Source organism: Oceanobacter sp. 3_MG-2023 (assembly GCF_030688925.1).
GTDB lineage: Bacteria > Pseudomonadota > Gammaproteobacteria > Pseudomonadales > Oceanobacteraceae > Oceanobacter.
The window spans coordinates 73,278-85,399 of record NZ_JAUYVX010000011.1 but is presented as its reverse complement, the minus strand read 5'-3'; the positions used below and the strand labels follow the sequence as shown (position 1 = coordinate 85,399).

15 protein-coding genes are annotated in these 12,122 nt (G+C 53.3%); 7 read left to right on the top strand and 8 right to left on the bottom strand.

Annotated features, from left to right (window positions below):
- Positions 1-40 precede the first annotated feature (40 nt).
- Entirely contained in the window at positions 41-1,030 is a 990-nt protein-coding gene (locus tag Q8W32_RS11240) for a cyclic nucleotide-binding domain-containing protein (protein ID WP_303433059.1), read from the top strand.
- Between the two features lie 110 nt (positions 1,031-1,140).
- A complete protein-coding gene (locus Q8W32_RS11235; protein WP_305414975.1) occupies positions 1,141-1,929 on the top strand; it encodes a transglutaminase family protein in 789 nt (262 codons plus the stop codon).
- 141 nt (positions 1,930-2,070) lie between these two features.
- On the opposite strand, the gene Q8W32_RS11230 is transcribed toward Q8W32_RS11235, so the two are convergent.
- The 3 genes from Q8W32_RS11230 to Q8W32_RS11220 are packed head-to-tail and all read right to left on the bottom strand — an operon-like array spanning position 2,071 to position 4,474.
- On the bottom strand, positions 2,071-2,430 hold the full coding sequence (locus tag Q8W32_RS11230) for an Hpt domain-containing protein (RefSeq protein ID WP_303433062.1): 360 nt from the start codon (positions 2,428-2,430) through the stop codon (positions 2,071-2,073).
- A gap of 3 nt (positions 2,431-2,433) precedes the next feature.
- The gene (locus tag Q8W32_RS11225; RefSeq protein WP_303433063.1) at positions 2,434-4,158 is read right to left on the bottom strand and encodes a SpoIIE family protein phosphatase; all 1,725 of its coding nucleotides are present in this window, start codon (positions 4,156-4,158) and stop codon (positions 2,434-2,436) included.
- A 10-nt stretch (positions 4,159-4,168) separates the two neighbouring features.
- Positions 4,169-4,474, bottom strand: coding sequence for an STAS domain-containing protein (locus tag Q8W32_RS11220; RefSeq protein ID WP_303433064.1), 306 nt, complete (start codon positions 4,472-4,474; stop codon positions 4,169-4,171).
- Positions 4,475-4,771: 297 nt separating this feature from the next.
- Between Q8W32_RS11220 and Q8W32_RS11215 the strand changes: the two genes are divergently transcribed.
- Positions 4,772-4,939, top strand: coding sequence for a hypothetical protein (locus tag Q8W32_RS11215; protein ID WP_305414973.1), 168 nt, complete (start codon positions 4,772-4,774; stop codon positions 4,937-4,939).
- Here Q8W32_RS11215 and Q8W32_RS11210 read toward each other — a convergent pair.
- A complete protein-coding gene (locus Q8W32_RS11210) occupies positions 4,924-6,630 on the bottom strand; it encodes an ATP-binding protein (RefSeq protein WP_305414972.1) in 1,707 nt (568 codons plus the stop codon). The genes Q8W32_RS11215 and Q8W32_RS11210 overlap by 16 nt on opposite strands.
- A gap of 338 nt (positions 6,631-6,968) precedes the next feature.
- Here Q8W32_RS11210 and Q8W32_RS16630 point away from each other — a divergent pair, with 338 nt between their 5' ends.
- The 4 genes from Q8W32_RS16630 to arsB are packed head-to-tail and all read left to right on the top strand — an operon-like array spanning position 6,969 to position 9,932.
- Positions 6,969-7,718 (top strand): metalloregulator ArsR/SmtB family transcription factor, encoded by a 750-nt coding sequence (locus Q8W32_RS16630; protein WP_368501375.1) that lies wholly within the window; start codon positions 6,969-6,971, stop codon positions 7,716-7,718.
- A gap of 1 nt (position 7,719) precedes the next feature.
- Positions 7,720-8,184, top strand: coding sequence for an arsenate reductase ArsC (locus Q8W32_RS11195; protein ID WP_303433066.1), 465 nt, complete (start codon positions 7,720-7,722; stop codon positions 8,182-8,184).
- Positions 8,184-8,903, top strand: coding sequence for an arsenical resistance protein ArsH (gene arsH, locus Q8W32_RS11190; protein ID WP_305414970.1), 720 nt, complete (start codon positions 8,184-8,186; stop codon positions 8,901-8,903). The genes Q8W32_RS11195 and arsH overlap by 1 nt, the downstream gene beginning before the upstream one ends.
- A gap of 12 nt (positions 8,904-8,915) precedes the next feature.
- Entirely contained in the window at positions 8,916-9,932 is a 1,017-nt protein-coding gene (gene arsB / locus Q8W32_RS11185; RefSeq protein ID WP_305414969.1) for an ACR3 family arsenite efflux transporter, read from the top strand.
- Between the two features lie 56 nt (positions 9,933-9,988).
- On the opposite strand, the gene Q8W32_RS16625 is transcribed toward arsB, so the two are convergent.
- From Q8W32_RS16625 to nudC, 4 genes are all read right to left on the bottom strand, one after another.
- Positions 9,989-10,255, bottom strand: a complete 267-nt coding sequence (locus Q8W32_RS16625; protein ID WP_370693683.1) for a cysteine-rich CWC family protein — start codon at positions 10,253-10,255, stop codon at positions 9,989-9,991.
- A 39-nt stretch (positions 10,256-10,294) separates the two neighbouring features.
- The gene (locus Q8W32_RS11180) at positions 10,295-10,645 is read right to left on the bottom strand and encodes a VOC family protein (protein ID WP_303433070.1); all 351 of its coding nucleotides are present in this window, start codon (positions 10,643-10,645) and stop codon (positions 10,295-10,297) included.
- A gap of 80 nt (positions 10,646-10,725) precedes the next feature.
- Positions 10,726-11,271 carry a sugar O-acetyltransferase gene (locus tag Q8W32_RS11175; protein WP_305414968.1) on the bottom strand — a complete coding sequence of 182 codons (546 nt, stop codon included), beginning with the start codon at positions 11,269-11,271 and terminating at the stop codon, positions 10,726-10,728.
- Entirely contained in the window at positions 11,268-12,119 is an 852-nt protein-coding gene (nudC, locus tag Q8W32_RS11170; RefSeq protein ID WP_305414967.1) for an NAD(+) diphosphatase, read from the bottom strand. Before nudC ends, Q8W32_RS11175 begins: the two co-directional genes overlap by 4 nt.
- Between the last annotated feature and the right edge of the window lie 3 nt (positions 12,120-12,122).

Here is a 12,122-nt window from a genome sequence, read left to right as displayed (position 1 = left end):
CTCCGCTCACCCGGCACTCTCCCACCCAGGACGGAAGGTTATGATCAGTGCAGAGCAATTACAGCGGTTTATCCCTTTTGGTGATCTCTCCGAACATGCATTGGAAGAGTTGCTGCCCCATTTCGAGCTGATCCGGCTGACGTCACGCAGCTTGTTGTTCAAACGCGGTCAGCAAGCCGACTACTGTCATTATTTGCTACAGGGCTCCATCGACCTGATCGACGATCATTTTGATGTCACCCGCCAGCACAGCGAGGATGAAGGTAACGTCCTCGCAATCGACGCCGACCATTCCATTCATAAATACTCAGCAGTCGTTGTTGACGATTGCCTGATTGCCCGCTTGCCCAGACGCTCCCTGCAATTAATCAACACCTGGATTGACGTCGCGCTGGCTGCAGCATCCGATGAAGAAACCGACTGGCTCGAGGCCTTGCTGACGTCCGACCTGTTCAGCCGTATTCCACCCGGCAATATCCAGACATTATTAGCCCGTTTCGACGAACGTCCGGTAACACTGGGGGATGTACTTATCCAGGAAGGAGATGAAGGCCATGAATGTTACGTTATCAAACACGGCAAGGCCGTTGTCACCAGAAGCAATGGCAAGCAAGAAGAAACACTGGCGGCACTCGGCCCGGGTACACTTTTCGGCGAAGATGCACTGATCAGTAACCTGCCGCGCAGTGCCACCATTACCATGAGCAGCAATGGCACGGTGATGGTTCTCAGTAAAACTGACTTTGATACCTTACTGAAAATACCGGTGCTGGAATATGTCGACAACGAACAACTTAATGAACTGATCGAAGACAGTGATACCGGCATTATCCAGCTTGATGTGCGCCCCACGCAGGAGCTGATAAAAGAAACCACTTCCCGCGCTCGCAACGTCCCCCTGACCCACCTGCGTAGCCATTTGGACACATTGAATCGCGATTTTATCTACGTGGTACAGGGAGACAACCGGGCCGAAGCCGCCGCCTATATTCTCAGCGAAGCCGGATTTGAGGTAAAAGTTCTCAGATAACAGGCCGCTGTAATTACCCACTCCGTCCAGAAAACAGCCTGATATCACTAGGCGTATAGGGCTTCTGCCCATATAGTTACCGCTTCAGCTACCAACCAGGAAAAGCATGAATGTGGATCAGCACCAGTTGTGAATTTTCCTTTGAAATTTCCGTGCCCACACCGTTTATTCTGATGCTGCGCCCTCGTCGAGGCTCTCAGCAATGGGTCGCACGGGAAGAATACGAAGTGCTTCCCAGCGTGCCGGTTACCGAATTCAAAGACTCCTATGGCAACGACTGCCAGCGACTGATCGCGCCTCCCGGCCCGTTTTCCCTGTATTGCTCAGCAGAAGTCATGACCCTTGAGCATGTCGAGGAAGCACCGGGCAGCTTTTTTGTGGAAATCCAGTATCTGCCAGCGGATGTCCTCAACTATCTGTTGCCCAGCCGCTATTGTGAATCCGACCGTTTTCACCAACTGGCTACCGAAATCACCCAAGGCTGTCTGCCGGGTTATGATCAGGTGGCGGCGATTGAAGACTGGGTGCGCCGTACCATTCGTTATGAACCAGGCACCAGCCCGTTACCGGTATCGGCTATCGAAATCAACCTGCGCCAGTCCGGTGTCTGCCGGGATTTATCCCACCTCTGTATCGCTTTATGCCGGGCACTGAGTATTCCTGCCCGTCAGGTTGTCGGTTACTTGTACGAGCTGCAGCCGATGGATTTGCACGCCTGGTTCGAAGCCTATGTCGGCGGCCGCTGGTACACCTTTGATGCCACTCAATATGGCCGCAAGGGAGCCTACGTGGCTACCGGTTACGGACGTGACGCGACCGACGTGGCCATTTACAACCAGTATGGGCCACCGGTGTTTCCGATTGAGCAGATTATTTCTGTTGAAGAGATCAAGCGCTGAAGCTGCCGCTACGGCATAGAGGAAAACAGGGGCAAGCCATCAGGCATGCCCCGGTTTGTTATGCTTGTCAGCCCGTACACGGCTGGTGCCCTGCCGAACGTGGAGTATCAACCCTGGCCTTATCGACAAGGTCGATAATAATCAGCAAAAATTATTCTGGATACAGGCCTTGACGGCGATAAACTCCTGTTGGATGGCAGACAGCAAGCGACTGGCTTCTTCCCAGTCAACCTCTTCGGTTTTTCTGTCGCGCAGCATATCTTCCAGCTTTTTATTGCAATCCGACAGAGGAATGGCACACACATTGCCGCTGGCTCCCTTGAAGCTGTGGGCCTGGCCTCCCAACCCGGTCACATCCTGTTGCGCCAACGCTTCATTCATTTTAGGTAAGCGGCTCTCGCAATCATCCAGAAACAAAGTGATCAGCTCATCAAACTCCTCTTCCATCACTTCGCGCAACATGTCCAGCGACTCATCATCAAAATGATCCTGTAGTGTCATGAACTACTCCTCCTCCTGGTGAGGCCAATGAATAATCGCTTCCACTTCATTCCCCTTCCCATAATAAGTAATCGATTTGCATATCTGACTCACCAGAGAGATACCTCTACCGGAATACTGATGCTTGGTAACTTCCAGCAAATCAGAGTCCTCTTCTCGTTGTAGTGACTGATAATCAAACCCATCGCCACTATCAACAAAGCGGACCCGTAGCTGCCCGGTCACGCCATCGCCCTGATGTTCCATATCAATCCGAATCCACTCATCTTCCAGCTGTTCCAGATGTTCCTGGCGCTGCTGGTAATATTTCATAAAACCTTCGGGCGAACGTTTCATGGTGGAATCCAGCTTCAACACCCCATGCTCCAACGCATTGGCAAACAGCTCACCCATAACGGTATACAGCTGGCCACTCATCATACGCAGGCCCGGTACTTCCATCATCAGATGCATCACCAAAGGCAAGGGGTTGAAATTACGCAGACTGACCGGGCCCAGTTCGTAACTGAAAGACCAGTCCATTGGCCCAACATCCGACGTCGTCGCAACCGCTTTAGGGTCGACTTCAACATCGTCCGGCAACACCATCTGAATCTCCAGCAAGGTGATATCATCATCACGTTCGCTGTTGTTCTGGAACTCGGCCAATGTTGACTTGATCGTTGGAAAAATCATCTCGGCTGCCGCGGCAGAGTTGATCGCATCCTCAAGCCGTTGCTGCCCGAACATATCGCCAGCCGGATTACGCGCTTCAAGAATGCCATCAGACCACAGCAACAAACGATCGCCCGGTTCCATGGTGTACTCTTGCAAGGAATCAACAAAGCGGCTGTCACCGAACACCCCCAAAGGCAAGTGCTGGGAGCGCAAGGTATGCAGTGACGCATCAGCGACCCGATACAGATAACAATCCGGAATGCCGCCCATCCAGATACTGGTGGATTTGCGTTCAAAATTCATTTCGACCATCACTGCGCAGCAGAAAAAACCTACCGGCAAAATCGAATTCATCTTACGATTCACTTCACGAATAATATCGCGAATGCCAAAACCCTTGGCGGTCATACCATAAAAGATTTCCGCCAACGGCAAGGCACCAATGGCTGCCGGTAGGCCATGACCGGTAAAATCACCCAGCAGCAGATTCATACTGCCGTTAGGCTGACGTGCAGCCAGCAGGACATCACCATTAAAGACCGCCAGCGGCGAGATCAGGTAACGGATATTCGGGGCGGACAGGCAGCCAAGGTGGGCCACATTGTCAAATACCGCCTTGGCTGCTTCCTGTTCCTGGATCAGATGTTCGTTATGGCAAACAATGGTATCGCGCTGTTGCTGCAAGGTCTGATGCATTTCCCGCATGCGGTAGAAAGAGCGTACCTTGGCCTGCAAGACCACCGGATTGTAAGGCTTGTTCAGAAAATCATCGCCACCACTTTCCAGACAGTCCGCCAGACCATAGGCATCGGTCATGGAGGTCAGAAAGATCACCGGCACCATATCTTCGCCAGCCAGCTGCTTGATCTGGCGCGCAGCCTCCTTGCCATCCATCACCGGCATCATCACATCCAGCAGCACGATATCCGGCGATTCTTGCTTGAACAGTGCCACAGCATCTGCACCATTTTCGGCATCCAGTACTTCATGCCCCTGCTTCTGGAGGATACGCCCCAGAATCTTGCGGTCGACCAGGTTGTCGTCGGCAATTAAGATCCGGATTGGCAGCATGTCAGTCGCCTCAGCGAATAGTAAAAAGTTGCTCGAAGTTGGAGATTGTCAAAATCTTTTTCACATCCTGATTACAATTCACAATGCTGATATCTGCTGCATCACCGCCCGCATGATCACGCAGCAGCAGCAACATGCCCAACGCCGAACTGTCGAGGTAAGAGGTTCCTGCCAGGTCCAGTACATAACGCAGTGCCGCTGGCTGGTGCGCATCATAAGCATCCCGAAATGCTTGGTGCACACTGAAATCAAAACGGCCAAATACCTTGATCGTTAATTCTTTACCATCGGCGGACACCAGGGTTTCTACAGTCATTGATCTATTACCTCATATACTCGAGAGCTGCCGCTCCCAAACAGTTTTTTACACCCGATCCTGCTCAAACCGATCAGGCTACAATTATTCTTAATAAACGTTTAGCACACGCTGTTAAATTTGCACAGCTCAGCGCGGTTTTTCCTATATAACAGCCATTATATGCGTTTACATCAAGTAATACCCCTGCCGTTATGCCATCAGCAGCGGCTATCGACGCAAAATGAAGTGTCTGCCAATCGCCACCAGCAACTGAAATATGCCGCACAGAGACATCATAACAGCCGGTCGGCGCCGATGACTCGCTTCAGCCGCAGTGATGACGTACAGGGGAAAGAAAAGAAAGAGAAGCAGATGGACGGGACGCAGGCCGCCACGATCACCAGAGACACACATGATGACTCCTATCGCACCGGCCCGGTGGGTATTGACGTTAGATTGGCAAGCAATCAGCGCTGGCTGTGATCAATATCCATACCCCGGAAAATACTGCAGCGCTCAAACGCTTCCAGCGTTGGCGCCACCGATTTATACAAACAATACTTGGAAACCAGCCGCGACAGCCCTTTGATATCCCGCCCGGTCGCAGCCGGAAATACATCCGTCAGAGTAGCCAGCAATGCCGGGCTGATATCCAGACCAAACTGGCGCGTCATAACGTCCCAGATTTTTTGTCGGTCGTCCCGTTCTGGTGGATGGTACTTGATCAGGGCAATACAGCGCGAGACGATGGCTTCATCGATATCTTCCACCCGATTGGTGGTCAGGAACAGCAAGCCATTAAAATATTCCAGCACCCGCAAAAAGACCCCCACCACCGCATTGGCGGCAATATTGTCATCCCGGCGTTTGATATAGACATCCGCTTCGTCGATCAGCATCACCGCGCCCCAGCGCTGCGCCCGGGTCAGAGTGTCCTTCAGTGCCAGCTCCATTTCCTTTACATTCAGGCCCAGCTGGCCAGAATGTACCCGATATAACGGCCGTTTGATAATCTCCGAATATACCTCTGCCGTCAGGGTTTTACCCACCCCGGGCGGCCCGGCACACAGCACCGTGGTACCGCCGGACTTGCCCTCCACGATATCGTCCATCAACACATCCATTTCTGCGGTCAGAATATCAATCAGATCGGTTTGTTCAGGGGGCAGAATCAGCTTGTCTTTCAACTCGGGTTGATACACATAAGGCGACATATCGTCCACATGCACCCAGACATGATGATGCAACTCCAGGTGAAACATCAGCATATAGCCGTGAACCGGCAGCTGGGTGAAGACATCCTCTGGCACATTGGCCATCAAGGCTTCGACCCGCTGCTCGACCTTCTCGTTGTAGTTCATGCTGCGTCCGGCCTTGCGCAAATACTTGCCCAGAATCTGGCCAGGTGCATCCAGCGTCAGCTCTCGTTCTTTCAGGACTTCTTCATCATTAACCAGCCGGGCAGTTCCTCCCCCCGACGACAGCACCACCCGGTTTTTGCGTGACCAGTCGGTGGTACGGTGGCTGGCACCGGGATCTTCCGCAAAAATGCCGGTACCAGCCCCTGAAAACTGCATGCCGTAATCAGAACGCCAGTCAAAATAGCGGTTCGACGACGCCTCGTAGGCCGCCATCAGGGCCGGGGTTTCTTTCAGAAAACCCTTGCTGGCGAAGATTTCGGCCAGCGTATGGCCTTCAATATCACGTTCACGAATCACCAGATTTTCCGTTGCGATGCGGGCCATGGCATTGGCTTTTAATTCCAGCAGAATCCGGCCCGTTTCTTCCTCCCCTGGGGGAGTAAAGTCGATACGCGTGACCAGATAAGCAATGGGTTTCCCCGATGTCATCACCCGGAACAGCCAGCCACGAATGGCATCCTGTAATAAATACTCGGTGATCGCCGCCACCAATAATTCCAGATTACCCGCCTCAAAACGTTCCCCGGCTGTTCCCATGGCCTGCTTCAGAGTGGCGAGCTGCGCAGCCTGACCCGCCATCGATGGCCCGGCTTCCAGATACAGGGTTTCCAGAAAGCCCAGTTGCTCGACAGTCAGCTGGACAAATGGCACCTCGGCCCGATGGCCAAATCGCAGCTGGTCAGCCAGATACGACAAGGTCGGAAAACGCTCAACCAGAGCTTCTACATAAATACGATGAATGTTCAGTTTCATAATCAACACTTGAAAAACGTCAGTTACAGGCCTTGTTGCAAGCGCCAGACCAGTCACTAACTTGTTGATTTTGTGTGGAATAGCAGCCTCATCTGTCGCAAATCATACAGCCTGAATGTACCAATCAGTGGCACTGAAGCGAAAGCGACAGCCCGAAAGATTGTCTTGTTAATGGCGGTCTTGTTAATAGCGCTGAAACCTGCCTGCAAAACAGACACCCCAAACAAACACCCCAGACAGACGTTCAAAATCAAAGAATCCGTTGACCGATAAATATATATGGAATTTCGTATATATGGTTGTTAGCATGCGCGTATTCACACAGGACACAGCACATCATGAAAGTGTTATTTATCTGCACCGGCAACTCTGCCCGCTCGCAACTGGCGGAAGTGGTACTGCGCAATATGGCCGGCGACCACTTTGAAGTCTTCAGTGCCGGAACGCAGCCGGAAGGCATCGATAGCAGAACACTCCAGACACTGGATAAAGCCGGCTTGCCAACCGTGGGCCTGCGCTCCAAGAACCTGACCGAATTTGCCGCGCAGTCATTTGATTATGTAATTACGCTCTGCGACAAGGCACATCAGGAATGCCGCCAATGGCCAACCGCCGGAGTGACGATGGCCTGGGACTTTCCCGACCCCAAAGCCAGCGATGACCCTCTGGCGTTCACCCGGACCTTGCAGGAAATCAGCGAGCGCATCCGTCTGTTTGTGCTGGTCAACAGCAAGGTCAGCAAACCAGATCCGTCGTTTACGCCGGTCGAATTTTTCAAAGCCATGGCCGATGACACTCGCCTGCAATCCTTGCTGCTGATCGCCGACCGGGGAGAATTATGCGTTTGTGAGCTGATGACCGCCCTGAACGAATCACAACCCAAAATCTCACGCCATCTGGCGCAACTGCGCAAAAACAACATTTTGAAAGACCGCCGCCAAGGGCAATGGGTGTACTACCAACTGCACCCCCTGATGCCCTCCTGGGCCAGGGATGTTTTGCACATCACCTTCGCCAACAACACCGACTACCTGGCAGAGGCGCTGCAACGCCTGTCTGCCGATGCCACCACGACCGGAGACGCTTGACATGAAAATCCTGTATATCTGCACCCACAACCGCTGCCGCAGCATTCTTTCGGAAGCCGTCACCAACCATAAGTCTGACGGCTCGCTGGTGGCCAGAAGTGCCGGGAGCCAACCGTCCGGAGAAGTACACCCACTGTCACTGAAATATCTCGCCGAAGCCGGTATGGATACCACCGGCCTGCAAAGCCAGTCCTGGGATGATCTCGAAGATTTTGCGCCAGACCTGGTAGTAACCGTATGTGATTCTGCCGCCGGAGAAGCATGCCCGGTCTGGTTCGGACAATCCCTCAAGGTGCACTGGGGATTGGAAGATCCGTCCAAATTACAAGGCAGCGATGATGAGATTGCAGCGGCGTTTCGCCATACCATCCAGCAAATCGAAACACGCGTCGACGCCCTGCAGGACATCGCCCGGCTGGATAAAAGCCTGTGGCCAGCCGCACTGGCACAACAGGGGGCCAAATAATGGATCTGCACGATATGTCACTGCCCAACCTCGACGAAAATCACTTCCAAATCCCGAAACCAGCGTCATTCAGCCTTGCGGGGCCGGAGCATAAGCCGCGTTTCTTGCTGCTGTACGGTTCCTTGCGCGACCGCTCTTTCAGCCGTCTGGTTATTGAAGAATGCGCCCGGCTGCTGATCCATATGGGCGGCGAAGTCCGTATTTTTAATCCATCCGGATTACCACTACCGGACGATGCCGATGATCAGCATCCCAAGGTCAATGAATTACGCGAACTGGTTGTCTGGTCGGAAGGACAAGTCTGGTGTTCACCGGAACGCCATGGTTCGATCACCGGCATCATGAAAACCCAGATTGACTGGGTACCCCTGTCGATGGGCGCAGTGCGGCCGACCCAGGGCAAAACCCTGGCCGTGATGCAGGTCGAAGGTGGCTCGCAGTCGTTTAATGCCGTCAACCAGCTGCGCGTGCTCGGCCGCTGGATGCGCATGATCACCATCCCGAACCAGTCTTCAGTGGCCAAGGCCTTTATGGAGTTCGACGACAACAATCGCATGAAACCATCTGGCTACTACAACCGCATCGTCGATGTGATGGAAGAGCTGATGAAATTTACCCTGCTCACCCGCCATAACAGCGCCTATCTGGTCGACCGGTATTCCGAGCGGGTAGAAAGTGCCGAGGCACTGATGCAACGCGTCAATCAACGATCTATCTAGGAGCAAACCAGCATGGGACTGTTTGAACGTTATCTATCGGTGTGGGTCGCCTTGTGTATTGCGGCAGGCGTACTGCTTGGCAATCTGCTGCCGACAGTGTTTACCCTGATCGCCACATGGGAATACGCCCATGTAAACCTGGTTGTGGCCGTGCTGATCTGGCTGATGATCTATCCCATGATGATCCAGATCGATTTCAGCTCACTGAAAGACGTGGGCAAAAAGCCCAAAGGCCTGGCCCTGACACTGGTCGTCAACTGGCTGATCAAGCCTTTCACCATGGCAATGCTGGGCTGGTTGTTCTTCAAGGTCTTGTTTGCCGGCTGGGTCGATCCACAATCCGCAGAAGAGTATATTGCCGGGATGATCCTGCTCGGGGTTGCTCCCTGCACCGCGATGGTGTTTGTCTGGAGCCAACTGACACGGGGCGACGCCAATTACACATTGGTTCAGGTCTCGATCAACGACATCATCATGATTTTTGCCTTTGCACCGATTACCGCTTTTTTGCTGGGGATCAGTGATATTCAGGTGCCATGGGAAACCCTGCTGATTTCCGTCCTGTTATACGTTGTTTTGCCATTGATTGCCGGTGCCCTGACCCGCAAGAAACTTGACCGGGGAAACGATCACCAGCGCCTGAACAGTTTTGTTGCCGCCCTGAAACCCTGGTCGATCGTTGGCTTGCTGACCACAGTGATTTTGCTATTTGGTTTTCAGGCCGAAACCCTGCTGGAAAAACCCCTGGTTATCGGCCTGATTGCCATTCCGCTGTTGATTCAGACCTACGGCATCTTTGCCTTGAGCTACTTCGCCGCCAAACGGATGAAACTGGCACACAACGTAGCTGCACCCGCCAGTATGATTGGCTCGTCCAACTTCTTTGAGCTGGCCGTTGCCGTCGCGATTTCACTGTTTGGCCTGCATTCCGGAGCCGCCCTGGCCACTGTGGTCGGTGTATTGGTGGAAGTGCCGGTGATGCTGTCGCTGGTCTGGTTCGCCAACCGTACCCGTCACTGGTTTGATTGATATTTGAGACCACGAAGGGCTGCCATGGAGGGCGCCCCGGCATCGTGATTCCGGCCCTACGGCCGTGGCATCGTTGTAATATCAAACGCGTTCAGGCACTGCACGCAAATACACCGTTGTCCGGCAGAATCACGATTTTGTTCCAGCAATTGCGGCGGGAAGGTCGCTGTCATACACCAGCACTGTGACGCATCCCGCTGATTGGCCACGGCGCATTCATTATCCCTGGCACACAAGGGACACAGCCGCGACGCGGGTTCTCCGAGGTCAGCCCCTTGCACCGTCCGCTCTGATGGTATGACAGTCGTCACCGGGTCAGTCATCTTGATTTCCAATTCCATTAACAGGCACTAGCCTGACTGCTATTCAGACCACACGGCCAATTCATTACCACTGGGTTCGGTAAAATGAAAACGGCGGCCCCCCGGAAAAGCAAAAATTGGCTGAATAATCACCCCACCAGCTTGCTCAACCGCCGCCAGAGTCTCTTCCAGATGGTTGCTGAAAAATACCAATAGCGCACCGCCTTGCTCCACTCGGGAAGCCAGCTCCGCCCGATAAAATCCACCGTCGAGTCCTGCGTCGGCAAACGCAGTGTAATCCGGGCCGTAGTCTATAAACTGCCAGCCAAAGGCAGCGTTAAAAAATGCCTTGGTGGCTTCCAGGTTACTGGCTGCCATTTCTACGTAGTTCAGTTTGCCGTGCTGATTCATGGCTTTGCCCTTTATGAATAACGTCTGTTGGTAACGTCTGTTGATCGCGCCGGTTGCTGATACTGACCGAACACATTGGCTTATAACATACGAATTACCCGTGCCGGGTTACCGGCTGCCACAGCACCGGCGGGAATATCCCGGTTCACCACACTGCCAGCCCCAATGACACAACGGTCACCAATCGTTACTCCGGGCAATACCGACACATTGCCACCAAGCCAGACATGGTGCCCAATCACAACCGGCGCGCCGGATTCGATCGTCTCTCGTTCAACAGGGTCTAACGGGTGTTTGGCCGTTGCGATCATACAGCCCGGCCCCATCATCACGTGTTCAGCGATTGTGACCGGGCAAACATCCAGAATCGTGAGATTATGATTGGCGTAAAAATGATCACCGATCTCGATATTCACCCCATAATCACAAAAGAAATTAGGCTCGATATAGGCACTGCCATGCAAGGTCAGCAAGCCATCCAGCAATGCCATACGAGCCGCAGGCTGGCGAGGATCGGCCTGGTTAAAGGCATGACAAACCGATTTGGCCAACAGGCGTGCTTGCAGCAGCTCGTTATCCCAGGCGTTATAAGGCAAACCGGCCAGCATTTTTTCACGTTCGGTCATACCGTCCCTTGCCGACAGCGGTCAACAAAGGTCTGGATCAGTTGACCGGAAATAGACATCGGTGGCGGGATTTCTGGCAAGTTGGTGTAGTGAAACCATTGGGCATCCGAGATTTCATCATCATCGATCACAATCTCGCCACTGGCGTAACGGCTGATAAACCCGACCATCAGTTGGCCCGGAAAAGGCCAGCTCTGGCTACCAAAGTATTCAAGATCCTGCACCCGCACCCCAACTTCTTCCTTGACCTCACGGTGTACCGCATCTTCGATCGATTCACCGGCTTCGATAAACCCTGCCAATGTGCTGTAAAAATTGGTTTTGTAACGGGTGTGATGCGCCAGCAGGCAATATTCCCCCTTGATCACAATGGTAATCATGCAAGGTGAAATACGCGGATAATACATTTTGTTGCACGGCTCACACGTCATTGCCCGCTCAACCCGGTGCCGCTGGGTGGGTTGTCCACACAGCCCACAAAAGCGATGCTCGCGAACCCAGACGCACAACTGCAACGCCCGCGCCAGAGCCAGATATTCCGCCGCAGAGGCAATGGCCATCAGCACCCGGGGAGACAGCCACTGATGTTGCGAAGAGGCGGTCGGCTGTGCCAGCTCAACCACAAAACACGGTGTCTTGCCGTTGGCGATGCCGACATAAATGGCCTGATCCTGGATGGGCAGATCGGCCATTCCAGACAAGCGCTGCACCTCCTCATCAGCATACAGCGTCAGCTGTGCCTCGATACCCGATAATAACTGTCCCTGACTCACCAGCAGATAACGAGGTGCTTGATCATGTTGCTCTGGCAGGTAATCGCACAGTTCAAAAGTAAAAATATGGCTCATGGT